The sequence below is a fragment of the Pseudogulbenkiania sp. FW507-F1 genome (assembly GCF_058781125.1).
Window position 1 is genome coordinate 13682 of record NZ_JBYSWM010000019.1, and the last position, 24586, is coordinate 38267.

31 protein-coding genes are annotated in these 24586 nt (G+C 61.8%); 10 read left to right on the forward strand and 21 right to left on the reverse strand.

Annotated features, from left to right (window positions below; all coding sequences use genetic code 11):
* Nucleotides 1–24: 24 nt before the first annotated feature.
* The 4 genes from AC3WG5_RS13040 to AC3WG5_RS13055 all read right to left on the reverse strand — a co-directional run bounded on the left by AC3WG5_RS13040 (nucleotide 25) and on the right by AC3WG5_RS13055 (nucleotide 2198).
* On the reverse strand, nucleotides 25–717 hold the full coding sequence (locus tag AC3WG5_RS13040) for a flagellar hook assembly protein FlgD (protein ID WP_008953791.1): 693 nt from the start codon (nucleotides 715–717) through the stop codon (nucleotides 25–27).
* 17 nt (nucleotides 718–734) lie between these two features.
* A complete protein-coding gene (flgC, locus tag AC3WG5_RS13045; protein ID WP_008953790.1) occupies nucleotides 735–1145 on the reverse strand; it encodes a flagellar basal body rod protein FlgC in 411 nt (136 codons plus the stop codon).
* A 2-nt stretch (nucleotides 1146–1147) separates the two neighbouring features.
* Nucleotides 1148–1558 (reverse strand): flagellar basal body rod protein FlgB, encoded by a 411-nt coding sequence (gene flgB / locus AC3WG5_RS13050; RefSeq protein WP_008953789.1) that lies wholly within the window; start codon nucleotides 1556–1558, stop codon nucleotides 1148–1150.
* Nucleotides 1559–1778: 220 nt separating this feature from the next.
* Nucleotides 1779–2198 (reverse strand): OsmC family protein, encoded by a 420-nt coding sequence (locus tag AC3WG5_RS13055; RefSeq protein WP_008953788.1) that lies wholly within the window; start codon nucleotides 2196–2198, stop codon nucleotides 1779–1781.
* Between the two features lie 306 nt (nucleotides 2199–2504).
* Here AC3WG5_RS13055 and tsaD point away from each other — a divergent pair, with 306 nt between their 5' ends.
* Both tsaD and AC3WG5_RS13065 read left to right on the forward strand, forming a co-directional pair.
* A complete protein-coding gene (tsaD, locus tag AC3WG5_RS13060) occupies nucleotides 2505–3530 on the forward strand; it encodes a tRNA (adenosine(37)-N6)-threonylcarbamoyltransferase complex transferase subunit TsaD (RefSeq protein ID WP_492569040.1) in 1026 nt (341 codons plus the stop codon).
* A gap of 188 nt (nucleotides 3531–3718) precedes the next feature.
* Nucleotides 3719–5626, forward strand: coding sequence for an ATP-binding cassette domain-containing protein (locus tag AC3WG5_RS13065; RefSeq protein WP_492568985.1), 1908 nt, complete (start codon nucleotides 3719–3721; stop codon nucleotides 5624–5626).
* 272 nt (nucleotides 5627–5898) lie between these two features.
* On the opposite strand, the gene AC3WG5_RS13070 is transcribed toward AC3WG5_RS13065, so the two are convergent.
* Together AC3WG5_RS13070 and AC3WG5_RS13075 are read right to left on the reverse strand one after the other, a co-directional pair.
* Entirely contained in the window at nucleotides 5899–6546 is a 648-nt protein-coding gene (locus AC3WG5_RS13070) for a response regulator (RefSeq protein WP_008953785.1), read from the reverse strand.
* Between the two features lie 145 nt (nucleotides 6547–6691).
* The gene (locus tag AC3WG5_RS13075; RefSeq protein WP_008953784.1) at nucleotides 6692–8032 is read right to left on the reverse strand and encodes a cache domain-containing protein; all 1341 of its coding nucleotides are present in this window, start codon (nucleotides 8030–8032) and stop codon (nucleotides 6692–6694) included.
* 280 nt (nucleotides 8033–8312) lie between these two features.
* Here AC3WG5_RS13075 and AC3WG5_RS13080 point away from each other — a divergent pair, with 280 nt between their 5' ends.
* The 3 genes from AC3WG5_RS13080 (at nucleotide 8313) to AC3WG5_RS13090 (ending at nucleotide 11858) form a co-directional block, all read left to right on the forward strand.
* The gene (locus AC3WG5_RS13080) at nucleotides 8313–10376 is read left to right on the forward strand and encodes a carbon starvation CstA family protein (RefSeq protein ID WP_492568986.1); all 2064 of its coding nucleotides are present in this window, start codon (nucleotides 8313–8315) and stop codon (nucleotides 10374–10376) included.
* 12 nt (nucleotides 10377–10388) lie between these two features.
* Complete coding sequence (locus AC3WG5_RS13085; protein ID WP_482582566.1) at nucleotides 10389–10592, forward strand: YbdD/YjiX family protein; 204 nt, start codon at nucleotides 10389–10391, stop codon at nucleotides 10590–10592.
* A gap of 276 nt (nucleotides 10593–10868) precedes the next feature.
* Complete coding sequence (locus AC3WG5_RS13090) at nucleotides 10869–11858, forward strand: CobW family GTP-binding protein (protein WP_492568987.1); 990 nt, start codon at nucleotides 10869–10871, stop codon at nucleotides 11856–11858.
* A gap of 47 nt (nucleotides 11859–11905) precedes the next feature.
* On the opposite strand, the gene AC3WG5_RS13095 is transcribed toward AC3WG5_RS13090, so the two are convergent.
* Nucleotides 11906–12859 (reverse strand): LysR substrate-binding domain-containing protein, encoded by a 954-nt coding sequence (locus tag AC3WG5_RS13095; RefSeq protein WP_492568988.1) that lies wholly within the window; start codon nucleotides 12857–12859, stop codon nucleotides 11906–11908.
* Nucleotides 12860–12985: 126 nt separating this feature from the next.
* On the opposite strand from AC3WG5_RS13095, the gene AC3WG5_RS13100 reads away from it, so the two are divergent.
* The gene (locus AC3WG5_RS13100) at nucleotides 12986–13537 is read left to right on the forward strand and encodes an amidohydrolase (RefSeq protein WP_492568989.1); all 552 of its coding nucleotides are present in this window, start codon (nucleotides 12986–12988) and stop codon (nucleotides 13535–13537) included.
* 70 nt (nucleotides 13538–13607) lie between these two features.
* Here AC3WG5_RS13100 and AC3WG5_RS13105 read toward each other — a convergent pair whose 3' ends face one another.
* On the reverse strand, nucleotides 13608–13739 hold the full coding sequence (locus AC3WG5_RS13105; protein ID WP_492568990.1) for a helix-turn-helix transcriptional regulator: 132 nt from the start codon (nucleotides 13737–13739) through the stop codon (nucleotides 13608–13610).
* A 90-nt stretch (nucleotides 13740–13829) separates the two neighbouring features.
* Here AC3WG5_RS13105 and AC3WG5_RS13110 point away from each other — a divergent pair, with 90 nt between their 5' ends.
* The 4 genes from AC3WG5_RS13110 to AC3WG5_RS13125 all read left to right on the forward strand — a co-directional run bounded on the left by AC3WG5_RS13110 (nucleotide 13830) and on the right by AC3WG5_RS13125 (nucleotide 16278).
* Complete coding sequence (locus AC3WG5_RS13110; RefSeq protein ID WP_492568991.1) at nucleotides 13830–14198, forward strand: type II toxin-antitoxin system RelE/ParE family toxin; 369 nt, start codon at nucleotides 13830–13832, stop codon at nucleotides 14196–14198.
* Between the two features lie 5 nt (nucleotides 14199–14203).
* Nucleotides 14204–14527, forward strand: coding sequence for a helix-turn-helix domain-containing transcriptional regulator (locus tag AC3WG5_RS13115; RefSeq protein WP_492568992.1), 324 nt, complete (start codon nucleotides 14204–14206; stop codon nucleotides 14525–14527).
* Nucleotides 14528–14649: 122 nt separating this feature from the next.
* Entirely contained in the window at nucleotides 14650–15702 is a 1053-nt protein-coding gene (locus AC3WG5_RS13120; RefSeq protein ID WP_492568993.1) for a hypothetical protein, read from the forward strand.
* 207 nt (nucleotides 15703–15909) lie between these two features.
* Complete coding sequence (locus AC3WG5_RS13125; RefSeq protein WP_492568994.1) at nucleotides 15910–16278, forward strand: Rap1a/Tai family immunity protein; 369 nt, start codon at nucleotides 15910–15912, stop codon at nucleotides 16276–16278.
* Nucleotides 16279–16664: 386 nt separating this feature from the next.
* Here the strand turns inward: AC3WG5_RS13125 and AC3WG5_RS13130 are convergent, their stop codons facing one another.
* The 13 genes from AC3WG5_RS13130 to AC3WG5_RS13190 all read right to left on the reverse strand — a co-directional run bounded on the left by AC3WG5_RS13130 (nucleotide 16665) and on the right by AC3WG5_RS13190 (nucleotide 24346).
* Entirely contained in the window at nucleotides 16665–17138 is a 474-nt protein-coding gene (locus AC3WG5_RS13130) for a hypothetical protein (protein ID WP_492568995.1), read from the reverse strand.
* Between the two features lie 121 nt (nucleotides 17139–17259).
* Complete coding sequence (locus AC3WG5_RS13135; RefSeq protein WP_492568996.1) at nucleotides 17260–17427, reverse strand: hypothetical protein; 168 nt, start codon at nucleotides 17425–17427, stop codon at nucleotides 17260–17262.
* A 9-nt stretch (nucleotides 17428–17436) separates the two neighbouring features.
* Nucleotides 17437–17838, reverse strand: a complete 402-nt coding sequence (locus AC3WG5_RS13140; RefSeq protein ID WP_492568997.1) for a hypothetical protein — start codon at nucleotides 17836–17838, stop codon at nucleotides 17437–17439.
* Nucleotides 17835–18146, reverse strand: a complete 312-nt coding sequence (locus tag AC3WG5_RS13145) for a hypothetical protein (RefSeq protein ID WP_492568998.1) — start codon at nucleotides 18144–18146, stop codon at nucleotides 17835–17837. Before AC3WG5_RS13145 ends, AC3WG5_RS13140 begins: the two co-directional genes overlap by 4 nt.
* Nucleotides 18147–18160: 14 nt before the next feature.
* Nucleotides 18161–19054 carry a hypothetical protein gene (locus AC3WG5_RS13150; RefSeq protein ID WP_492568999.1) on the reverse strand — a complete coding sequence of 298 codons (894 nt, stop codon included), beginning with the start codon at nucleotides 19052–19054 and terminating at the stop codon, nucleotides 18161–18163.
* On the reverse strand, nucleotides 19047–19400 hold the full coding sequence (locus tag AC3WG5_RS13155; protein WP_492569000.1) for a hypothetical protein: 354 nt from the start codon (nucleotides 19398–19400) through the stop codon (nucleotides 19047–19049). The genes AC3WG5_RS13150 and AC3WG5_RS13155 overlap by 8 nt, the downstream gene beginning before the upstream one ends.
* A complete protein-coding gene (locus AC3WG5_RS13160) occupies nucleotides 19387–19875 on the reverse strand; it encodes a hypothetical protein (RefSeq protein WP_492569001.1) in 489 nt (162 codons plus the stop codon). Before AC3WG5_RS13160 ends, AC3WG5_RS13155 begins: the two co-directional genes overlap by 14 nt.
* Nucleotides 19872–20354 (reverse strand): hypothetical protein, encoded by a 483-nt coding sequence (locus AC3WG5_RS13165; protein ID WP_492569002.1) that lies wholly within the window; start codon nucleotides 20352–20354, stop codon nucleotides 19872–19874. The genes AC3WG5_RS13160 and AC3WG5_RS13165 overlap by 4 nt, the downstream gene beginning before the upstream one ends.
* Nucleotides 20355–20398: 44 nt before the next feature.
* Entirely contained in the window at nucleotides 20399–20851 is a 453-nt protein-coding gene (locus AC3WG5_RS13170; RefSeq protein ID WP_492569003.1) for a hypothetical protein, read from the reverse strand.
* A gap of 78 nt (nucleotides 20852–20929) precedes the next feature.
* The gene (locus AC3WG5_RS13175; RefSeq protein ID WP_492569004.1) at nucleotides 20930–21196 is read right to left on the reverse strand and encodes a hypothetical protein; all 267 of its coding nucleotides are present in this window, start codon (nucleotides 21194–21196) and stop codon (nucleotides 20930–20932) included.
* Nucleotides 21197–21409: 213 nt separating this feature from the next.
* A complete protein-coding gene (locus AC3WG5_RS13180) occupies nucleotides 21410–21748 on the reverse strand; it encodes a hypothetical protein (protein ID WP_492569005.1) in 339 nt (112 codons plus the stop codon).
* Nucleotides 21749–21906: 158 nt separating this feature from the next.
* Nucleotides 21907–24003 (reverse strand): AAA family ATPase, encoded by a 2097-nt coding sequence (locus tag AC3WG5_RS13185; protein WP_492569006.1) that lies wholly within the window; start codon nucleotides 24001–24003, stop codon nucleotides 21907–21909.
* Nucleotides 23996–24346, reverse strand: coding sequence for a helix-turn-helix transcriptional regulator (locus tag AC3WG5_RS13190; protein WP_492569007.1), 351 nt, complete (start codon nucleotides 24344–24346; stop codon nucleotides 23996–23998). Before AC3WG5_RS13190 ends, AC3WG5_RS13185 begins: the two co-directional genes overlap by 8 nt.
* Nucleotides 24347–24586 lie beyond the last annotated feature (240 nt).

The following is a 24586-nucleotide window of genomic DNA, read 5'->3' on the forward strand; positions in this document are numbered from 1 at the left end:
CGGTACGCTTTCAGTACTGCAGCATCAAGACACTTGAACGATATTGGCGATGGCCACGCGGCCACCTTGCGGCGTCACGATGTAGGGGCTGCCCTTGTCCCACACCACGGCGTCGACGTGCTGGTTGGAGAGCGGCTCGGCCGTCACCGACGTGGTCTTGCCGTTGCTCTCGTTGGTGGCGGCGACGCTGAAGGTGTACACCCCGGCGGCGGCGGCGTTGCCGTCCTTGTCGGTGCCGTCCCAGTTGAAGGTGGTCAGGCCGCTGTCGACATTGTTCATGGTGAAGGTATCGATCACCTCGCCGTTCGCGTTCTTCACGGTGATCGCCAGGTTCTGCGCCGAGCCGTCGAGAATCACGCCGCCCTGCGCCGTGCCGCCTTGCGCCAGGGTGAGGGTATTGCCGTCGATCATCGCGCTCTTGCCGACCAGCGAGGCCGCCAGCAGCGACTGGGTGCCGTACTGGCTCTGCAGCAGCGAGTTGATCGATTTGCTGAGGTTCTCGAGGCCGGTCACCTGGCTGATCTGCGCCATCTGCGAGGTGATCTCATTGTTTTCCATCGGATTCAGCGGATCCTGCGACTTGAGCTGGGTGGTCAAGAGCGTCAGGAAGCGGTTCTGGATACCTTCCGCCGAGGACGCCGAGACAGAGGACGACGAGGTGCTGTTGCCGGTGTTCAAAACGGTGTAGGGGTTATTGGTCGTGGACGTCACGGTCATGTCTCAGCCCTCCAGGCTTATTGCCCCAGCTGCAGGGTCTTCTGCAGCAGGTTCTTGGCGGTATTCATCAGTTCGACGTTGGTCTGGTAGGACCGCGCGGCGGAAATCATGTCGGCCATCTCCTCCACCGGGTTGACGTTGGGCAGGTTGACGTAGCCGCGCTGGTCGGCCAGCGGATTGCCCGGGTCGTACTTGAGGCGCGGCGGGGTGGTGTCTTCCACCACCGAAGTCACGCGCACGCCGGCCACCTGCGGCTGAGTGGCCGACACCGGGATGGCGGTGAACACCACGTGCCGCCCCTGGTAGGGCTGGCCGGTCGAACTGGTGGCGCTCTCGGCGTTGGCGATGTTGCTCGCGACCACGTTGAGGCGCATCGACTGCGCGGTCAGCGCCGAACCGGCAATGGTGAAGACGTTGCTCAGCGACATGCTTACTGACCTCCCTTGATGGCTTCGTTCAGGCTGGAGATGCGACGATTGAGAAAGGTCAGCGTGGACTGGTATTGCATGGCGTTGTCGGTGAAGGCCGCACGCTCGACGTCCATGTCCACGGTGTTGCCGTCCAGGCTGCGCTGCACCGCGCTGCGGTACTTGAGCTCGGGAGCGCCGGCTCCGCCCGCGCCAGACGACGAGGCGATATGCGCCGGGTCGGTGACGTTCAGGGCCAGACGCGATTGCGTGCCCTGCGCCGACTGCAGCGCCGACGCGAAATCGAGATCCACCGCCTTGTAGTTCGGCGTATCGGCGTTGGCGATGTTGCTGGCGATCACCTCGGCGCGCTTGGCGCGCAGATTGAGCGCCTGCTGCTGGAAATCGAAATAGTGGGCAATCTTGTCGAGCATGACCTTCTCCTGGATGACACCCCAAAAGCATTTTTCATGCCAACACGATCACTAGGGGCAAGGGCTTGAAAAGACGGGAATTCGCCCGAAGGACGACGGAGCGGCAAGCTGGACAGGACGGCAAAGCGGCAACTATTGCCGCCCTAGCGGCAGCGATGAAAAACGCCACCCTTAAGGTGGCGCCGTGACACGCTGCCAACGTTGGCCGAAGCCCGCTGGCTCAGGCGGGTTCGCGCAGCTCGAAATCGTGGGTGATGTCGGCGGTTTTGCCCAGCATGATCGAGGCCGAGCAGTATTTTTCGGCGGACAGCTTGATGGCGCGCTCGACGGCGTCGGGCTTCAGCTCGCGGCCGACCACGACGAAGTGGAAATGGATGCGGGTGAACACCTTGGGGTCGGTGTCGGCGCGGTCGGCGTCGATATCGACCCAGCAGTCGTGCACGTCCTGGCGCGACTTTTTCAGGATGCCCAGCACGTCGTAGCTGGTGCAGCCGGCGGTGCCGAGCAGCAGCAGTTCCATCGGGCGCGGGCCGAGGTTGCGGCCGCCGCCTTCGGGCGCGCCGTCCATCACCACGGCGTGACCGCTGCCGGTCTCCCCCATGAAACACACCCCGTCGATCCATCTCAGTTTGGCCTGCATTGTTGTCCTCCTGGTCAATCAAGCCTGCAAGACTACCATTGCCGATTTGGGCTCACAAAGATTCGCCGGTAAAATGAAAAGATTTTCCCGCTGGGAACCTGCTCGCGACCTGTCGCGACCGGGCCTCGGCGGGGGCGAAGCGCAGCGTAGAAACCGGCATCTACACGCAGTACGTGAGGATTTCCGATCGCTGAGCGAATCTCTGCGGGCACATCTTCAGGTGTGCCCGCAGAGATTCGCACGCAATGCACATGAGCCCCGATCAGGGGCGTGGCAAGATCATGAACAGGTTTGAAAACATTGACCATGCTGGTACTGGGTATTGAATCGTCCTGCGACGAAACCGGGGTCGCACTGTACGACACGGAACAGGGCCTGTTGGCCCATCAGCTGCACACGCAGATGGCGATGCACGCCGAATACGGCGGTGTGGTGCCGGAGCTGGCGAGCCGCGATCACATCCGACGCGCCATCCCGCTCACCGAGGCCTGCCTGGCCGAGGCCGGCAAGCAGCTCGCCGACCTGGACGCCGTGGCCTACACCCAAGGGCCGGGCCTGGGCGGTGCGCTGCTGGTCGGCGCCAGCATCGCCAACGCGCTGGCCTTCGGGCTCGGCATCCCGGTGGTCGGCGTGCACCACCTCGAGGGCCACCTGCTCTCGCCGCTCTTGGCCGAGCCGAAGCCGGCCTTCCCTTTCGTCGCCCTGCTGGTCTCCGGCGGCCACACCCAGTTGATGGCGGTGCGCGGCGTCGGCGATTACGACGTGCTGGGCGAGACGCTCGACGATGCCGCCGGCGAAGCCTTCGACAAGACGGCCAAGCTGCTCGGCCTCGATTACCCCGGCGGCCCGACGCTCTCCAGGTTGGCCGAAAGCGGCGATCCGGCGCGCTTCTCGCTGCCGCGCCCGATGCTGAAGTCGGACGATCTCGACATGAGCTTTTCCGGCCTGAAGACCGCGGTGCTGACGCTGGTGCGGCACCAGGAGGCCGAGCATGGCTTGATCGACCCGCAAACCCGCAACGACATCTGCCGCGCCTTCCAGGACGCCATCGTCGACGTGCTGGTCGGCAAGTCGCTCAAGGCGCTGAAGCAGGCCAACATGGCACGGCTGGTGGTGGCGGGCGGCGTCGGCGCCAACAAGCAGCTGCGCGCCGCGCTCGACGCGCTGGCCGCCAAGGGCCGCTTCGAGGTGTTCTACCCGCCCCTGGCGCTGTGCACCGACAACGGCGCGATGATCGCCTACGCCGGCGCCATGCGCCTGAAGTACGCCCAGCCGGCCGGCGGCTACAGCGTCAAGCCGAGGTGGGATTTGGGCAGCCTGCCCGCCGCCTAGAGCCTATCCCATTAGGTGGCTACGCCTGCGCATCTTGAGCGCCGGCAGTGCTCGGAATCCTCATGTACTCCGTGTACATTCCGGTTCCTGTGCGCTGGCGGCACTCAGCCTGCTTTGGCTCGCTCACCTACTGAAATAGTCTCCACGACGATGATTTGAACCGCGCCGTCAGCGGCGCAGGAAACCCCATGATCCAACTGCAAAACCTCAGCCTGCGCCGCGGGCTGAAAGAGCTGCTCAACAACGCCAGCCTCACCCTCAACCCCGGCTACAAGGTCGGCGTGGTCGGGGCCAACGGCGCCGGCAAGTCCAGCCTGTTCGCCCTCTTGATGGGCCAGTTGCACGCCGACAGCGGCGACGCCTCGGTGCCGGCGCACTGGACCATCGCCCACGTGGCGCAGGAAACGCCAGCACTGGAGTGCTCCGCGCTCGACTACGTGCTCGACGGCGACGCCGAACTACGTCAACTGCAGCGCAAGTTGGCCGAAGCCGAACAGGCCAACGACGGCGCCGCCATCGGCCAGCTGCATGGCGAGCTCGACCACATCGACGGCTACGCCGCCCCGGCGCGTGCCGCCAAGCTGCTGACCGGCCTCGGCTTCGCCCCGGAAGCCCAGGAGCGGCCGGTGGCCAGCTTCTCCGGGGGCTGGCGCATGCGGCTGAACCTGGCGCAGGCGCTGATGTGCCGCTCCGACCTGTTGCTGCTCGACGAACCGACCAACCACCTCGACCTCGAGACCGTGCTGTGGCTGGAGGACTGGCTCAAGGCCTACCCCGGCACGCTGCTCGTCATCTCGCACGACCGCGACTTCCTCGACGCGGTGTGCGGCCAGATCGTCGAAGTGGCCAACCAGACGCTCACGCTCTACACCGGCAACTACAGCCAGTTCGAGACCATGCGCGCCGAGAAGCTGGCGCGTCAGCAGTCCGAGTTCGACAAGCAGCAGCGCCAGATCGCCCACCTCGAATCGTTCATCAACCGCTTCAAGGCCAAGGCCACCAAGGCACGCCAGGCGCAGAGCCGGGTCAAGGCGCTGGAGAAGCTGGAACGCATCGCCCCGGCGCACGTCGACTCGCCGTTCGACTTCACCTTCGCCACGCCGGCCTCCCTGCCCAACCCGCTGCTGCGGCTCGACAAGGTCGCCATCGGCTACGGCGCCACGCCGATCCTGCAGCGCGTGTCGCTGTCGGTGGAAGCCGGCAGCCGCATCGGCCTGCTGGGCGTCAACGGCGCCGGTAAATCGACCCTGGTCAAACTGCTGGCGGGCGAGTTGAAGGCGCTGGAAGGCGAAGTGATCGGGGCGCAGATGCTGAAGATCGGCTACTTCGCCCAGCACCAGCTGGAAACGCTGCGCATGGACGACACGCCGCTGCAGCACCTGGCGCGGCTGGCGCCGCAGGCGCGCGAACAGGAACTGCGCACCTTCCTCGGCGGCTTCAACTTCCGTGGCGACGCCGCCACCAGCCCGGTGGGGCCGATGTCCGGCGGCGAGAAGGCGCGCCTGGCGCTGGCGCTGATCGTGTGGGAAAAGCCCAACCTGCTGCTGCTCGACGAACCGACCAACCACCTCGACCTCGAGATGCGCCACGCCCTGACCCTGGCGCTGCAGGATTTCCCCGGCGCGCTGGTGGTGGTCTCGCACGACCGCGCCCTGCTGGAATCGACCACCGACCTGTTCTGGCTGGTCGCCGACGGCACGGTGCGGCCGTTCGACGGCGACCTGGAAGACTACCGCCAGTGGCGCCTCGAGCAGTTGGCCGAAGGCGCCAGGCCCTCCGCCGGCGACGCCCAGAGCGTCAACCGCAAGGAGCAGAAGCGCCAGGAGGCTGAAGAGCGCCAACGCCTATCGGCACTGAAGAAGCCCTTGCTTGCCAAGCTTGGCAAGCTGGAAAAGGAACTGGAAAAGCTCTCCGGCGAGAAGGCCGAGCTGGATGCCTTCCTCGCCTCGGAAGAAGCCTATCAGGACGGCAACAAGGCCAAGCTCGCCGACAGCATCAAGCGCCAGGGAGAGGTGTCAGCGCAGCTGGCCGAGGTCGAAGAGGAATGGCTGCTGCTGCAGGACGAACTGGAAGGGGTTTCGGCCAACCTGGCGTAGCGACTGGCACGCGCCGGGCACGTGGAGCTCACAGTAGTAAGCCTCTATTCCAGTAAACGAGCGGGCCAACGCAGCTTGAGTGCCGCCAGTGCACAGGAACCGAGATGGACCCGGAGTCCATGAGGATTCCTGATCGCTGAGCCGATCACTGCGTGCAAATCCATCGCTGAGCCAATCGAAGATTGGCACGCAGGGATTTGCCCAGCGATAGATCGGCACGCGGTACTGCCGGCGCTCACGATGCGAAGGCGCAGCCGCCTAATGGGATAGATTTACCCCTTGATCCAGCCGCGCTCCATGGCGTACTTCACCAGCGCCGCGACGTTCTCCGCCCCCAGCTTGCGGCGCAGGTTCAAGCGGTGCGCCTCGACGGTGCGCACGCTGATCTCCAGGCTCGCCGCCACCATCTTGTTGCTGTGCCCGGCAGCGAGCAACAACAGCACCTCGCGCTCGCGCTCGGTGAGCGGGTCCGGCTGCGGCGCCGGCTCGATCAGGGCGTGCGTCACGGCGTGGCTGTAATAGCTGCCGCCCGCCACCGCGGCCTCGATGGCGGCGATGATCTCCTGCGACGGCGCGTCCTTCAGCACGTAGCCGCGCGCGCCGGCGCGCACCGCGCTGGAAACGTATTCGGCGTTGTCGTACATGCTGAGGATCACCACCACCACGCCGGGATGGCGCTCGCGCAGCGCGGCGGTGAGCTGGATGCCGTTCATGTCGCGCATGCCGATGTCGACCAGCATGATGTCCGGGCGCAGGGTGTCGGCCAGCTCCAGCGCCTCGCGACCGCTGCCGGCCTCCCCCACCACGTCCAGACGCGGCACGCTGCTCAGACGAGCACGCAGCCCGTCGCGCACCAAGGGGTGGTCGTCCACCAGCACCAGGCGGATACGGGGCACGGCATTCGGTTGTTGCAGACTCATTTCAGACTCCAGCAGGGGCCGGCGAGGCCGGACAAGCCGCCATCTTGCCTAGGCGATGGTGCTCACGGCAACTCCCGTTTTCGTTGCACGCCGGGGGAGCCCGCCGTTACACCGGGTCCGTCGGCCTGCGCTGACGGGCACCCGCTCATACCGGCAACCGCACTTCCAGCTCGGTTTCTCCCGGACGCGAACCGAGCAGGCAACTGCCGCCCAGGTGCTCGGCGCGCTCGCGGATATTGCGCAGGCCGATGCCGCGGGTCTGGGAGCGGTCGACATTGTCGACGTCGAAGCCGCAGCCGTCGTCCCGCACCGCCATGCGCACGCCGTACCTCTCGCGGGACAGGGTCAGCGTCACGTTGCGAGCGCGGGAGTGGCGCTCGATGTTGGTAAACGCCTCCTGGGCGATGCGGAACAGTGCCACCGCCTGACGATCGTCGAGGCAGGTATCGTCCAGGGTATTGTCGAACGCCACGCGGATGCCGCTGCGGCGCTCGAATTCCGCGGAGAGCTGTCCCAGCGCCGCCGACAAGCCGAGCATGTCGAGCACCGACGGCCGCAGATCGTGCGAGATGCGCCGCACCTCGCTCAGCGCGTCGCCCAGTCCGCCCAACCCCTTTTCCACTTCGGCCAGGGCCGGCTCGCCGGCTTCCAGCTTGTGCTGCGCCAGCTCGAACTGGAACTTCACCGAGACCAAAAGCTGGCTGATGCCGTCGTGCAGCTCGCGCGACACGCGCGCCCGCTCCTGCTCCTGCGAATTCACCAGGCGCTGCGTCAGCGCCTTGAGCTTGGCGTCGGCGACGCGGTGCTCGCTGACGTTGAGCACCACCCCGCCGGCGAACACCAGCAGCACCGCCGCCCCGGCCACGGCGGCGATGCCCCACAGGGTGTCGCGCACGTTGGCCGAAGCGCGGCTGCGCAACTGGTCGGTGGCGTGCTCGATGTCGTCGATGTAGACCCCGGTGCCCAGCACCCAGCCCCAGCGCTCCAGCAGCACCACGTACCCCAGCTTCTCGGTCATCTGGTGCGACGACGGCTTCTCCCAGTCGTAGCGCTGGAACCCCGTGCCGCTGGTCGCCGCGGCCAGCAGCGAACGGATCACGTGGCGGCCGTGCGGGTCGGTCAGGTCCCACAGGTTCTTGCCGACCAGGCCCGGCTTGCGCGGATGCACCAGGTTGTTGCCGGAAAGATCGTAGACGAAGAAGTAGCCGTCCTCGCCGTAGCTGATGCCACGCAGGATGGCCTTGGCCTGCTCCTGGGTAGCGGCGTCGTTGCGGCCGGAGGCGTAGAGCGGCCCGATCGCCGTCATCGCCAGCTGGGTGTAATGCTGCAGTTCGGCCTGCTTGCTGGCGAGCAGGGTCTCTTCGATGAGCTGGGTCTGCTGCTCGGTCAGGCGCTGGCTGCGATGCACCAGCAAGCCGCCCAGCGCCAGCATCGCGAGCAGCAAGGGCAGGATGGTGAGCAGCACGACTTTGTGTTTGGTCTGCATGGCGACGGCAAGGGTGATGGAAGACCGGCAGACGGCCGCAATGCCGTGCTGCCAACGACGCATTGTAACGCCAGCCCTACTACGCGCACCCGGCAAAACAGGGCGCCCAGCCGCCTCTACGCAGAACTACGTAGATCGACTGCGGTAGTAGTGCGAATTTTCCTTTACCGCGACATGGCGAATAGTAGAGCCGTCCGCCGACCGTCCTACACCGACGTCGTCGGCACGCACACAAGAAGGCATGTCCACACACCATGCCGCCACACTGGAGAGAGACACTATGCAACGCCTTGCCGGCCACCTCGGGTGGTTTCTGGTGGCGCTTGTCGGCGCGTTCGCGCTCGGCACCGTCGCCCTGCATCGCGGCGAAACGATCAATGCGCTCTGGATCGTTGCCGCCGCGGTATCCGTCTACCTGATCGCCTACCGCTACTACAGCCGCTTCATCGCCACCAAGGTGATGCAGCTCGACCCGCGCCGCGCCACCCCGGCGGTGCGCCTGAACGACGGCCTCGACTACGTGCCGACCAACAAGAACGTGCTGTTCGGCCACCACTTCGCCGCCATCGCCGGCGCCGGTCCGCTGGTGGGCCCGGTGCTCGCCGCGCAACTGGGCTACCTGCCCGGCATGCTGTGGATCCTGGCCGGGGCGGTGTTCGCCGGCGCGGTACAGGACTTCATGGTGCTGTTCATCTCCACGCGCCGCGACGGCCGCTCGCTGGGCGACCTGATCAAGTCCGAGCTGGGCCCGATTCCCGGCGTGATCGCGCTGTTCGGCACCTTCATGATCATGGTGATCATCCTCGCCGTGCTGGCGCTGATCGTGGTCAAGGCGCTGGCCGACAGCCCGTGGGGCACCTTCACCGTGGGCGCGACCATCCCCATCGCGCTGTTCATGGGCGTGTACACCCGCTACATCCGCCCGGGCCGCATCGGCGAAATCTCGCTGATCGGCTTCGTGCTGCTGATGCTCGCCATCGTCGGCGGCGGCCAGGTGGCGTCGCATCCGGAACTGGCCAGCCTGTTCACCTTCACCGGCAAGGAACTGACCTGGATCCTGATCGGCTACGGCGCCATCGCCTCGGTGCTGCCGGTGTGGCTGCTGCTGGCTCCGCGCGACTACCTGTCCACCTTCCTCAAGGTCGGCACCATCCTCGGCCTCGCCATCGGCATCGTCATCGTCATGCCGGAACTGAAGATGCCGTCGGTCACCCGCTTCATCGACGGCAGCGGCCCGGTGTGGTCGGGCAGCGTGTTCCCCTTCCTGTTCATCACCATCGCCTGCGGCGCGGTATCGGGCTTCCACGCCCTGATCTCCTCCGGCACCACGCCGAAGCTGCTGGAAAACGAAAGCCACGCGCCGTTCATCGGCTACGGCGGCATGCTGATGGAGTCGTTCGTCGCCATCATGGCGCTGGTCGCCGCCGCCTGCATCGAGCCGGGCGTCTACTTCGCCATGAACAGCCCGGCCGCCCTGCTCGGCCACACCGCCGAATCGGCCGCGCAGGCGGTGTCGCAGTTCGGCTTCGTCATCACCCCCGAGATGCTGACCCACACCGCGCAGACGCTGGGCGAGCACACCATCATCTCGCGCGCCGGCGGCGCCCCGACGCTGGCCGTCGGCATGGCCGAAATCCTCTCCGGCGTGTTCGGCGGCAACGGCATGAAGGCGTTCTGGTACCACTTCGCCATCCTGTTCGAGGCGCTGTTCATCCTCACCGCGGTCGACGCCGGCACCCGTGCCGGACGCTTCATGCTGCAGGACCTGCTGGGCGTGTTCGTGCCGTCGTTCAAGAAGACCGACTCGCTGCCGGCCAACCTGATCGCCACCGGCCTGTGCGTGGCGGCCTGGGGTTTCTTCCTGTACCAGGGCGTGGTCGATCCGCTGGGCGGCATCAACACGCTGTGGCCGCTGTTCGGCATCTCCAACCAGATGCTGGCCGCCGTGGCGCTGATCCTCTCCACCGTGGTGCTGTTCAAGCTCAAGCGCGAGCGCTACGCCTGGGTCACCATCGTGCCGACGGCCTGGCTGCTGTATTGCACCCTGTACGCCGGCTGGCTCAAGGTGTTCGCCGACAGCCCGAAAGTGGGCTTCCTGGCACACGCCGCCAAGTACCAGAACGCCATCGTCGAAGGCAAGGTGCTGGCTCCGGCCAAGAGCATCGAGCAGATGCACCAGATCGTGTTCAACGACCGCCTGGACGCCGGGCTCGCCATCCTGTTCATCCTGGTGGTGCTGAGCGTGCTGGGCTTCGGCCTGCGCGCCTGCCTGCAGGCCTGGCGCAGCGCCCACCCGACCGCGCAGGAAACCGCGCCGGTGGTGGCCGAAGCCGGCCGCGCCTGACGGACACAGACCATGTTCGACCAGCTTGGCAAACTGGGTAAGTATCTCGGGCAGGCCGCCAACCTGATGGTGGGCCTGCCCGACTACGACACCTACGTGGAGCACATGCGTACCACCCACCCGGACCAGACGCCGATGACGTACGAGGAGTTTTTCCGGGAGCGCCAGGACGCCCGCTACGGCGGGGGGAATGGCAAGGTGGGACGCTGCTGCTGAAACCTGTCGCATTAGGCGGCTGCGCCTTGGCATCTTGAGCGCCGGCAGTACTGCGTGCCGATCTATCGCTGGGCAAATCCCTGCGTGCCAATCTTCGATTGGCTCAGCGATGGATTTGCACGCAGTGATCGGCTCAGCGATCAGGAATCCTCATGGACCATATGTCCACTCCGGTTCCTGTGCGCTGGCAGCGCCCAACCTGCTTTGGCTCGCTCGCCGACTACAACAGGTTCTAATCCTCACAGGGTGTGATACGCCCTTCTCATGGAAATACCCATGACCCATACCCCCATCCCCGTCACCCTGCTCACCGGCTTTCTCGGCGCGGGCAAGACCACCCTGCTCAACCACCTGCTGGCCGAAGCCGGCGAGCGCATCGTGGTGATCGAGAACGAGTTCGGCCCGGTCAGCATCGACAGCGAACTGTTGATCCGCGAGCGCGACGAACTGGTGGAAATGACCAACGGCTGCCTGTGCTGCACCATCCGCGGCGATCTGTCGCGCCATCTGCATTCGCTCTACCAGCGCCGCCGCGACGGCGAACTCGCCTTCACCCGCCTGGTAATCGAAACCACCGGGCTCGCCGACCCGACGCCGATCGCCCAGACCTTCTTCAGCGACGACACGTTGGCCGAAGCCTACGCCCTCGACGGCGTGCTCGCCGTGGTCGACGCCGTGCACGGCGAGCAGCAGCTGGACGAGCATCTGGTGGCGCGCAAACAGGCCGGCTTCGCCGATCGCCTCTTGATCTCCAAGACCGACCTCGTCGACGAAGCCAGCCTCGAGCGCCTCGGCGCGCGTCTTGCCGCCATCAACAGCCAGGCCGAGCAGCATCGGCTGGTCCAGGGTCGCATCGCGCCGGCGCTGGCGTTCGGCGTGCGCGGTTTCCACCTCGACGAAAACCTGCTGCGCCCGGCAACAGGCGAGCGCAACCTGAGCTTCCGCCCGGCCGCCACGCGCTCGTTCGCCGACGACATCGCCGCGCTCCATCTGGCCCACGACGGCCCGCTCGACCTGCAACGCATCAGTGCCTTCATGAACCGGCTGGTCGAGCAGCATGCCGAACAGCTGCTGCGCTACAAGGGCGTGCTGGCCATCGCCGGCGAACCGCGCCGCCTGGTGTTCCAGGGCGTGCACCGCATCACCGGTTTCGACTACGGCCGGGGATGGCAGGACGACGAAACGCCCCGCTCCGACATCGTGCTGATCGGCCAGCAACTCCCGGCCGACGCCATCCGCGCCGATTTCGCCGCCTGCCTGGCTTAACGCCCTGCCCGCTCAAGGTCGCCTCTGCCGGCGGCCTTTCTTCCGGCTCACACCAGCAATTGCAGCAGGTCGCACAGCTGGCGGTCTTCTGCCCGCGCCGAGCGGCTGCGCCGGCGGATTTCCTGCAGCAGGCAATCGACAAAGCACTGCGCCGCAGTGCTGCGCGTGGTGTCGCGCCGGCTGATCACGCCGAGCCGCCCGGTCTCGAAGCCTTCGGCCAACCTCAGCACCTGCACCCAGTCGCGCAGGGGCTCGGCCACGATCAGCGGCTCCGGGCAGTAACTCAGCATGTCGGCGTGGCGGATCAGCGACAGCAACAGGGTCAGCGAGTGAGCCCGCACCAGGCGCCGCTCGTCGATCGCCGCGCCGTGCTGCCAGAACAGGTTGCGCATGAAGGCGTCGTAGGCGCTGGGGGCGTAATTCACCACCCAATCCGCGTCCAGGAGTTCATGCAGCGAGCGGCTCCCGCCCAGCGCATGGCCCTGGCGCGCGATCACCACGCTGTTGAACAGCAGCAGATCCTCGCACTCGAACTCCGGCGCCGGCATCGCCGGAATCATCGGCCCCACCACGAAATCGAGTTCGCCGTTGCGCAGACGCGGCAGCGCCACCGCGGTCAGCCCCTCGAACAGCTCGAGGCGCACCTCGGGCATCTTTTCGCGAAAACGCCGCACCACCTCAGGCAGGAAGGTCAGCTCGATGAACGGCGTCACGCCGATGCTGAGCCGCCCCTCCGCCTGGCCGCGCAGCCGTGCCAGTTCGGCGTCGGCGCGCTGCAGCTGCCCCACCACCAGCCGCGCGTGCCCGAGCAAGGCGCTGCCATACTCGGTGAACGACACCCCACTGGCGTGACGCACCAGCAGCGGCAAGTGCTGCTCGGCCTCCAGCTCGCGCACCGCCTTGGTCACCGCCGCCTGCGACAGCCCGAGCCGCCGTGCCGCCGCCCGGATGCTGCCGCTCTCGGCGATGGCCACCAGCGCTTGCAATTGATGCAGCTTCATCCCGTTCCACCCGACAACCAAAGGTTATCAAGATAACAAAACTGGTACTCCCGGGACAGCCAGGCGCTGACTAAGATCAGTTCAGCCCATCCCCCGCCACGGCGGGCCTAGCCCGAGGAGAATGTCATGACCGACCCCGTCCTGCCCGGCATCCGCGCCATCGAGAATGAGATGATCGCGCTGCGCCACCAGATCCATGCTCACCCCGAACTCGGCTTCGAGGAGTTCGCCACCAGCGATCTCGTCGCCGAGTGCCTGAGCGCCTGGGGTTACGACGTGCATCGCGGCATCGGCGGCACCGGGATAGTCGCCACGCTGCGGCATGGCTCGGGCACCAAGCGCCTTGGCCTGCGCGCCGACATGGACGCCCTGCCCATCGCGGAAGCCACCGGCCTGCCTTACGCCAGCCGCCACCCCGGCAAGATGCACGCCTGCGGCCACGACGGCCACACCGCCACGCTGCTGGCCGCCGCCCGCTACCTGGCCGAGTCACGTCGCTTCGACGGCACGCTCAACCTGATCTTCCAGCCCGCCGAAGAAGGCCTGGCCGGGGCACGCAAGATGCTCGAGGACGGCCTGTTCGAGCGCTTTCCCTGCGACGCCGTCTTCGCCCTGCACAACATGCGAGGCGACTTTGGCCTGAAAGCCTTGTCCTGTAAGGGTTTTGAGGGAAGTTGACGTGGTAGGTGGAGGGGTTTCTACCACGGTTGCGTTTGTACCACATGAAAAACCCGGTTGTTTGCCGGGTCTATTTCTTTTGGCCTTCCAGCCACGCATCCACGTCTTCCTTTCGATACCGCACCAGCCGAGAGTCCGGCAGCTTGACGTAGGCCGGGCCGGTGCCCTTGCTGCGCCACAGCAGCAGGGTGACTCCAATCACGCGTCCAAGTTACGCTTTGGTTGGCCCACCCGGCAGGTGAGGCATCATTCATTTCTTGTTGCACGGTAACACATAGGTTACCATTAATGCATGAAAATCAAGGTCAAAGAGTATCTCCAAGAAGATGGCGCAAGCCCCTACAAAGCGTGGTTCGATGGCCTTGATGCCCAAGCTGCTACCAAGGTAGCAACAGCGAAGCTTCGTTTGGAACTTGGCAACACCTCAAGCGTAAAGTGGTTTGATGGCATAGGTGAATACGTTATCGACTGGGGGCCGGGCTATCGAATCTATCTCGCTAAGGATGGTGATACGCTCATCATCCTGTTCGGCGGTGGAACCAAGAAAGGTCAGCAGAGGGACATTGACAAGGCTAAAGAGCTACATGCTGAGTACAAGCGCAGAAAACGGGTTGTGACAGCAGAGGCTAAAAAGGCTAAACCGGGTAAACGAGAAAGGTGAACGATATGGCACTTACACGCGATTTCAAACAAACGATAGTTGAGCGCGTCGAGCGAGACCCGACGTTTGCCAAAGCATTGCTTGACGAAGCGGCAACCCTATTCTTAAACGGCGAACCGGAAACGGCGCGCCTGATTCTGCGTGACCTAGTGAATGCAACGATTGGCTTTGAGCAACTTGCCGAAGTCACAGAGAAACCGAGCAAGAGTCTGCACCGGATGTTATCGCCTAAGGGCAATCCCAGCATGGATAACCTAGCCGCGATTTTTGGCGCAGTACGTGGCCGTCTCAAGGTTGACCTTAAAGCTCAGTCAGTAGAAGTAGCTTGAACGGCTGACTGCCAGCCAAGTGTCGACGCTGCAATCGAACAATGTCGACTACAGGAATCAAAATGTTATTTAAATTCATGTAAAGCATCACCTTTCTCTAATGGCGCACAGGAGTGCCCTGCATGACTGAAAGAAAATCATTTTGCAGCCTTGTTGACAATGCCTTCGATTTTTTAGAGAAAGCTATTAGCGAATTCCCGGACTCACCTAAATATTCAGTTATCAACTTCTATACCGCAGTAGAACTCATACTCAAAGCGCGCCTCTTAAAAGAGCATTGGTCGCTCATTGTTCTCAAGCCTGAACTAGCATCCATTGAGAAATTTAATACTGGCGACTTCCAGTCAGTGGGTTTAAAAGAAACACAGCAAAGACTTAAAAACATCGCCAGAAGTGGAATATCCGATCAAGCATTTAAATCCTTTGACGATCTCGCAAAACACCGCAACAAACAAATCCATTTCTTCAATGAGCATCTTGAAAAAACAAAGGAAAGCCTCGATCAAATCGTAACTGAGCAGTCAAATGCGTGGTTTTATCTGCATCAGCTAATGACAGGTCAATGGAAAAAATATTTCAAAAAATGGTCAAAAAAAATAATCCATTTTAACGAGACAATGAAAAATCACCGCAGCTACCTGTCTGCAAAGTATGAACAACTAAAACAAGATATACGCAACAAGAAGGCAAAGGGCATTGATTTTGCTGAATGCCAACTTTGCGGTTTTGAATCTGCCCAAATAAAGGAAGTTGCGGGGAGCTACTCATTCCATGAATGTGTTGTGTGCGACCACATTGGTTCTGCCATTGAAATTGAATGCGCCTCTTGTTCAAACGAAATAATACTCAATGAGGGGTATGATCACTGCCCACATTGCGACCATTCATTCACACCAGAAGAATTAATTGGCATCTTACTAGACCACGACAGCGCCCAAATAGCCTTTCAAGATGGGGACAACTCCTTTGATCTTGGGAACTGTGCGGAGTGTGGCAGTTATCACACCGTAATCAGATACCATGATATTTATATCTGCACTTGTTGCCTTGATAGTTTTGATCAAGTTGGTCAGTGTGATTGGTGCAATGAGCTCAATACTGGCAATTTGGAATACAGCTATCAATTTGGTTGTAGTCACTGCGAGGGGTCCGAAGGATGGCACAAAGACGATTGAAAACGTCGTTGGCTGGAAATACCCATCCCTCATGGGGCGTGATTGACTATGCTGAAAGCACGCCTCGGTGTCGCCCTTCGTCCTCCAGCCCCAAACCTCCAAGGCGGCCGACACGGAGTAGCAGCGGGGCTCTTCCTACCCCGCACGCGCAAGCTCCTGACGTGCGGTTCTTTTTTGCCTATGCCGGGAAGTGAGGAGGGCGAAGGTATGAACAAATTCTGGCTGCTATTGCTGCTGGCAGGCAATGCCATCGGAGGGCCGGCCTCACTCGAAACGGGTGAGGATTTGTTGAAGCTGTGCGAAGCGGACAAGGCGGTGGCCCTAAATGACTACACGACCGGACAGTTGATCCGGTTCGGCATGTGCGTGAACTACGTGCAAGGTTTCATCGGTGGCTATTCGATAGCCAGTGGCCCGGACAGCCCTATTTGCATACCCGAAAGAGGCACCAGTCCGCAGGAAATTATCGTCAGCGCCCGCATCGTAGCCAAGAGAAAGCCCGAGTTGCCGAAACTCCGGACAGACCTTTTCTTATATTTTGTGCTGGCGGAAATCTATCCCTGCAAATCACATTAAATCCCGTTTTCGTTTCACGCTGATGTTGCGTGCCCTCTCGGCCACGGTGGGCTTGCGTTGCGGCTGGGGGCTGGGCGTGGCGCGGCCTATTTGATTTCGTGGACCCACAGCCAGATCGCGGATACCGACCTGAACGTGGCCGACATGGCGCGGCAGTACGGCGTGCTGGCGGACGATGAAGTGGTAAAGGGCTGAAAGGCGGACCACACTCCCGGCCCATGGGCCGGGTTTCTTTTGCCTATAAAGAAAGTGCGCCTGATTTCTTCTTTGCGGGGCGCGGTAGAAATTTACTGCTAAGGAATCCCAGCATGGACAGCCCCACCGTAGACTTCACTCCCCAACTTGAGCTAGACCTTGGACAGCCCGAACAGTTGGAACTGTTCGACTTACAGCAGACTGCGCCTTTTGACACCCTGCTCGGCACCGTGGCCGAAGTGGACGATTTCACGTTGCTCTGCCGCTGACTCGGGCGCTGGTGGTGGTGGTGGCTTCACAGGCTCGGGGGCTGGTGCCACATCGATGACGCGGCCTTGCGGTTCGAGCTGCTGCGCGGCTTGCGCCAGCGCGAACGCGATGCGTGATGCAGCCTGCATGTCGGTCAGGGTGTCAGCATCGATGGCGAGCTGATTGTTGATGACCACGCTCGGTTCTTCTCGTGGCGGCGCGGGCATCAAGCGGCTAAGGCATTGGCGGACGAACTCACCTTCATTGGCCGCCGCCCACGAGAGCAGCCATTTGGCACCGCCCAGCCGCTTGTAACAGTTCAGGATGTCCTTCCGCATGGCCTCGGTGACTTGCAGCTTGTTGGGGCTGCCGGGCTTCCTGCCGCCCGTCTTGGGCAGGCCGGGGGGTCTGGACATCACCCGGCCCTCGACAGCAGTGCCTGCACCAGCGGCGGCAGCGGCTGGGCCTGCTTCACAGTAGGGCGATGCGGGCGGCGGTGCTGCCATGGAACGGCTTGGGGTGGTGTCAGGCGTTTCATCATTCACTCTCCAGAGGTGTCACAGTGAACGATGGGAACGTGCCATCGGGACCATAGGCAATCTCGATCAGCAGCCCATCAGGTGGCAGCTCGACACCCTCTAACGCTTCCTGGATGAACTCGATCAGCTCGATGTCGGCGCTGTCATCGATCAGGTTCTTCATCATCAAGTCTCCCTAGTCTGGCGTATCAGGAATCGGCACCAGCCCGGTGATTTCGCCGTATCCACCGCGCTGCACCCGCCACATCGTCCGGCCATCGATGACAATGGAGCGCATCCGGCCAAGCTCATCGCGCCGGGCGGCAAGGGTGTGACGGCTGCCGTTGGCGGCGGCGATGGTGACGGCGGCGATCTTCCCGTTTGAATCGCGCTGGATCGCCACAGAAGCGAGAGAAGGCGGCTGTCGTGCTGGTGCCGGTGTAGGTGTGGCTGGCCGTGGTGCCGGTGCTGGCATGGCATTGAGGGCACGCAACACACCCGCCAGCTTGGGCGGCTGGCGTGCCGGGGCTGGTGCTGGCCGTACAGGGCCACCTTCATGAAGCCCGAGTTTCCGGGCGATCAGATCGAGCTTGTTCACGATGTACCTGCCGCAACGGTCGCGTGCAGTACCGGGTGGAATGTGCCGGACGTGCTGGTGGAAATGGAAGTCACCCGGTGCCACGTCACGGCATTCGACACCGTGTTCACATTGCACAGCAGATCACGAACCTGCATGCCGATGGCGGCGCTTGAGGCTGATCCGAAAGCGCATCCTTGAAAAAATGAAGTCGCCGTAATATCGGTCGAAGCGTGACTCGATTCGTACAGGTACATCGAGCCACCGCTGGTAGAGCTGAATCCAGCGTCCAGAATTTTTCTGGCTGGATTTGTTGAACTGTAAGCCATTTCTATTCCTCCTGTTAGCCGTCACGCAGGCCGTACAAAACTCTCAGCCTTTCTTGCATATTTGGACTGTCGTTGTACAGTTTCCTATTTTCTCTCATCGTCTTCTCGATGGCGGCGATTTCACCCGCCAAATTGTTTGGATTCACCGTTGAACCGACTGCTTCTTTGTATAAAGCCTCGACGCATTCGACAGTGTTCGCCAACAAAATACCGCCTTGCGTGACAGCCGATTCCAGAAAATCACGTTTCGCTGCTGGTAGGTTTGCAATGTGATTCCACACCACGCGCATACGTTGCGCGTATTGATCGCCCCAGCGTTGTTTCAGGATAGCCGTGGAATTTTCCAGATCGCGGGCAGCGCGTTCTTTTACGAATTTATATTCGGCATCGGTCAGGTCGTCGATGGTGACGGCCTGCTGGCGCTGGTGTTGCGGTTGTTGGGGCTGTTGCTGTCCGAGTTGATTAATCCACCACAGGCAGGCCTGCACGAATCTTTGCGGCGCATTCACCCGCGACATGGCGTTCAAAAACGAATTAACAGAATCTTGATCCGACGACGGAATCCGATAACCAGTTAGGCGGTAATTATGCTGCGGACTTGTTGGGCCAATTGGCAGCAAGGCATTTGATTTAAACCAATTTACGGCGGCGTCCACCAGCCAGCCATCAAACCTGTACTGCGCCATGTCCGACGAAAACACAGTCGTCAGTTGATTCACAGCCTGTTCGGCCTGTGACATCGAAGTACCATCAGGTAGCGGTGCGCCAAAAAAGGTTGGAGCGCTGTCGGAATATTGGTGTTCGGTGATGAAATCGGGGGCAGGCACCTGCCAAACGTCAGGCTGTAGGTCTGGCACATGCGATGGAACGAGTTCACCGCCGCCAATTGGAATCAGATCATCAGACATGGCGATATTCCCTCATGAAAGCAGCGCGACAGCGTTGATGTACCCGGTGGCCTTGGCACAAGGTCAATTCACATTCAGGTTCAGGCAGCGAGCAGTAGGCGCAGAACATGCGCTGCCGGGTGAGGTGCACCAACCGGATGTAGCGGTCGTTTCGGGAGAACCACAGCTCGATCCCGTTGACGTGCAGGCGCATTTGCATGCCCATGGCAGACAGGTGGCCGACTTCCTTGAGGGTCAGGCCGAACTCGGCAGCGAACTGTTCTGGCGAGCCTTTGAACGCCCGGTGCGGATACTCGGTCACGCGGGCGATGATTTTCTCGGCGGTGGCGTGTTCATGGGGTGTCATGGCGCTGCCTTTCATCGTCGTCAACGAGCGCCCTTAATTGCATCCAAGGGCGGCGACACTGTTCATGTAAATAGCTGGCGGGCACCGGGGCACCGTTGATGTCTTTCTCTTGCACCATCTCTAAATGAGCAAAGCCCTTGCTGTCCTGTTGGCACCAGCGACATTGACTAGGACTAGCTGGAAAATGATTCAGGCGACGACGGGCGATGGCGGGGTCCGTGGGAACGGCGAGCGTTACCAAGTGCCAAGACTTATTTGTCGATTGCCAAAGAGCTGCTTCCCAATGACTTTCCATGTCGCGCTGGAATTCAGAACGACGGAGTGAGTTTTCCAGGGTGTAGCGGTCAGGTGCGCTCGACCCCATGCTGAAGATCAGGAAATCCAGCAAGGAATCGAGGGTGCCGGTCCAGCTAATAAAATGTCGGGCCAATGCCTGCACGTGGGCCTTGATTTGGTGGTCGAGGTCGGCATTCATCGCAGGCTCGCATGGTCAACGAGAAAGGCCACAGCCTCTTCCCGACTGCTGAAGCCTTTGCCAAGTAGAACTTGGTCGCTGATTCGACGTACTGCATATAGGTCGTCAGGGCCAAGGTGGATCACTTCATGGTTAGGCGGAAGCGACCCTTGCATGACCATCAGTGCAGGCAGCGGGTGATAGTCCAGCTCGACCAAACTCGCATAGGATCGACCGGCTTCCAGTACCATAAGTCGGGCGAAGTAACTCCGGTCTTGTGCCACCACGACAATCTCATCGAACGGATGCAGATCGCCGCACACGCACGCCCAATAATCACTATCCAGTAATCGCTCGCGGGTTACGCCCTTGGCGGCGATGGCCCTGAAGACGTTGTTCACGGACTCGCGCAACTTGAAGCAATCACGAGACAGCGCCGGGGTAGCTGATTTACGAGACGGCAGTACGGTTTCAGCAGGTGCGGGAGTGGAAGTGGCCATGACTAAATCCTCGGAAGCGTTAGCATTAATCCGAGAGTAGGCCTCTACTTTCTGTGTGTTGCGGCGTTCTGGTTCAGAATGCCCTGATCCTCGGCTTCTTTCACAATGCGCTCGATAACAGTCTCGCCGGGGATGTGGATTTCGCCGTCGCCATCAAGGCTGTATTTACCATCCGGGTTTTTGTAGCCGTAGTTCTCCCTGTCGTTCTGCATCTTCACCAGCAGATAGTGCTGCCGACTTCGTGGGCGACGTAACCGAGCTGGCGCATTCAATTGCGGAAGATGCTCATGGATGGCGCGGCGCACGATGTCTTCAAGTTGTTCAGTGCGAGCTTCCCGGCCACCAGCGCCTTGTCGTTGGTCGCTGGCCATGCGGCGCAGGTGGTCGAGGCGGACCGCTTCAAGCCACGCCCTGTCAGCTTCAGGCAGCGCCGCCAAGGCCTCGATCAGTGCCGGATGCTCAGCACTAGAACCGGTAGTTATATCGATCTTTTTCATAATCACTCCAGAGCATATGCCTTTATTCGCCTCAGAAACGGCCTACAGCGCGTTATGTCACCTTCAAGCTATGGTAGGTTATCCAGCACCGCCACGACGGCGTGGCGGCCCGCTGCCATGGTCAGGCTCGATGACCAGCGGCGTGGTGCCGACGAGTTGTTGCGCCCACTGAACAGCGAGCAGCTTCTGACGTTGGTACTCGTGGTAGTCGGGCAAGGTGAACTGGCCTGTGCTGGGGATGCTGAGCACCAGCACTGCCAGCGCAAGGTTAGCCGTGCTGGCGCTGACTGAGGCGACGCATTCATGCGTCCCGATGCTGAAGTGCATTTCATGTACGTTTTCCATATCAAAAACCCCCCTTTTGTGGTCTAAAAAACCCCCCGTACCACACCGCACCAGCCCGAACTCTTGCCAGCCAAGGCTTCCAGCCGCCAATCATGCCGCTTGACCAGCGGGGGCAGTCTGGAATGGGGTGTGGAGTACCGGCAGTTAGCTGCTACTTGCCATCGGCAGGGCTGGCAGTCTGCTGTTTTTCTAAAGTCTGTATGCCCTACTAGGTTATTGATCATCGCTACCTAATAACCGGGCGAACAAGGCATTCAGCGTCTCACCGGGGCGAAGTTTTCGCTGAATGGCGTCAGCAGATTCAGGCGGCAACCAGATCACGAAAACCTTGTTGCCGAGCAACCGTTGTTTTGCACGGTACTGCCGCTGCTTTTCAGCATTGCTCGTTACCGATTTCGTTTGACGCAACTCCAGCCAACCGCTTGCCCGAAGGCGTCGGGCGTCGTCTTCGGTGAGAACGGTTTTTGCATGACTCGGATGGACTAGTTTTACCGGTTTCACATCCCCTCCTTTCAGCCGCGCGGCCTGCCTGTTGTATGCCAAATGGGGCATTCCGCCATTCCGCCACTATTCCGCCACCTATCCGCCAGTCAAAGCGGCCGAATGGCAGGTGGGGGCGGATCAATTAATCCGCCACCTAGCCTGTCTATAAGCGGCGGATTAATTAAACCCCTCTTCCCTGACCCTCTCCTGACCCGTGTGTCATAGCCCTATTCCGCCACCTGATAGCCTACGAAAAAGCGTTCTCGGTCTTTTCCCATTGGCATATCCAGATGCTGCTGGAAGCGCCCCTGCACCTTCTCAGGCGGCAAGTCCCGTTCGACCAGTTCGCCGGTCTGCAAGGCCTCATTGACCAGCGTGCGGAGCTGGTTACGTGACACGCCGATGTCGCCGTAGGCTTCAACGAGTGAGGACTTCGAGAGGTAGACGCCCGCTTGCAGCTTGCCGACGAGGTAGTGCTTGATCTTGTCCAGGCGTTCCTTGCGGTTGGCCGTCTCGCTGACCGGTTCGCCGTTGAATTCATGGAAGCGCCAGCCCTCCCGCATCATCCAGACCGGAAACGGCGGTTTGCGACCGTAGCTGTTTTTGTGAAAGTGCACTTGCAGCGCCTGATAACCCATGGTGAGCAGCGTTTTGGCCATTTCCGGCACCCTGAAATCCTTGCTCTCGCCGTCGATAACCTGCATCACCAACCGCGAGTTATCCGCCAAGGCGCTGCCGCCACGTCCGGCATACTGGTCATGGGTGCCGTTGCGGGCGACTTCCTTGCCGGTATGGTGGATCAGCCGCACGTGGGCGTTCAGCTTCCGCGACAGCCGCTTTGCGACTTGGCACATCACCGATTCGGCATCGTTCACCAGCCGCTCGCCTGCGCCGAAATAGACCAGCGGGTCGATGTTGATCATGGCCAGATTGACCCCCTTGTAACGTTCGATCAGCTCATCGACATGCGGCGTCATGATGATGTTGCCGGATTGATCCAGCTCGGCCAGCCGCACGATCCGGTCGGTGACATCCTCGACGTAAAAATTCTGCATCACCTTTTGGCGTTCGCTGGGTGTCAGGTTGAGCGCCCCCATCAACATGTACAGTCGTCGCAGAAACTCCTCCCGCTCATCTTCGCCAGTGATGAACAGCACGCCACCGGGGCGGTGTACTTTTTGCTGCCAGATGTCGCGGCCAAGGATCAGGTGGACGGCTTCGTGTATGGTCAGGGTGGTCTTGCCCACGCCTCCCGGAGCGATAAGCACGCCGTTGGTGGCGTAGATCAGATCGCCGACGATGGCTTCACGCTTTTCGGGTTCGGCGGTCAACTCAAGACAGTGCGACTTATCGGGGCCGATAAAGGCTGAGGAAGTAACCGAACCGTCTTTCGGCACGTCAGACGGCGCATAGCGGGCGACCGAATGCGCGATGGTGGCAACGTCTTTTTCATCCAGCGGCGGACTGCACCGCTTGGCGTTCACCACCAGCAGCGCCGCCAGCATCTCTTCCTCGGTCATGCCACGGTGGCGCATGGTGCCGCCCAAGCTGGTCAAGGTGACGTTGCGTGCGCCTTCGGGAATGACATCACCCGCGACAGCGCCTGTCGGCTCTTTCCGTTGGCCACCATGCAGGATGTAATCCTTGTCCAGCTTCAGGCCGTCGATCAGCTCGCCCAAGCTATAAACCAGCTCGGGAGTCCAGACCTTCAGCACGTGCCGGAAGGGTGTCTCCTGCTTGGTGTTGCTGCCGACAGGCAGGCGAACATATCGCACGGCGTTGTTGCCACTCTTGTCGTTTGGAATATGCCCCGCCTTGGCCAGTTGATCGTGCAGCCGTTTGGCTATGCCGATGTCGGTAACAGGGTCTTTCAGACGGTAGCCAGCCTGATAGTTGCCTTCGGATGTTTCCAGCAAGTAGGTGGGGTCGAGCGCCACGCTGTCGGGATCGTCCAGCACCAGAACGTGCAGGGCGGCAAACTGGTCGCGCTTCCGGCCCTCAGCACCTTCAAGGAAGGAAGCCACGGAGAAGTAGGTGTTGCGCTCGGGGAAATCCGGCATGTCACCCGGCAGGCAGGCGCGGCCTTTCCATTCTCTTGGTATGGCGGCTTTGGGGTTTGTCTCGAAGCTGGTGGTCCAACAGGTATCCGTCTGGCGAAAGATCGCCGACATGAAGGCGCTGTTACTGACTTGATTGTGTACGAAATCAAGACTAGTCTGAGTACCGGCAGTAGTATCCAGAGTCATCTCGGCCCCCTGCGCCCCTTCCCTGACGCCGGGGGCATTTTCATGGGTGCCATCCGGCACCTCGACCAGATCACGCATGGCGACCACCCTTTGCCTTGCTGGCGGCGATCTGTGTTGTGATCCGGCTGCGTTGCTCGGGGGTGCTCAGCTCGGGCAGCCCTTCCGCCAGTCTGGCCAGCAGGGCGCGGATGTCTTCGACCTTCCACATCACGCAGCGAGCGCCGAAGTGGACCGGTTGAGGGAAGCGGCCTTCCTTGACGCCTTTCAGCCACGTGGACCGGGCAAACGGCAGGACGGCGAGAACCTGACGCTCGCGCACAAAGCCCTCGGCGGGCAAGGCGGCAGGCGTCCAAGGGGCGAGCGTGGCGCTCGCGGGGGTAGAAAACGGCGTGTGGATGGATGCAGTGGACTGGCGGGGCATGGCGGCCTCCTGAACGGCAAAACGGCTGGAACCGCGAGGGGTTTCCTCGCGCTTCCAGCCGTTCGTGTTCTCAGGCCTTGCTATGCGGCTTCGACTTCCGCACCGTGCAGTCAGCACGCCATGTTCGGGATACAGCAGCCGGTTTGCCCGGTTTGGCGGTCGCCACATCGAAGCACTGCCGGTGGCGACCTCAATCTCGTCCGTGCGGTTCCCACTGGCTTAAAGAGCCGGGCGGACGAT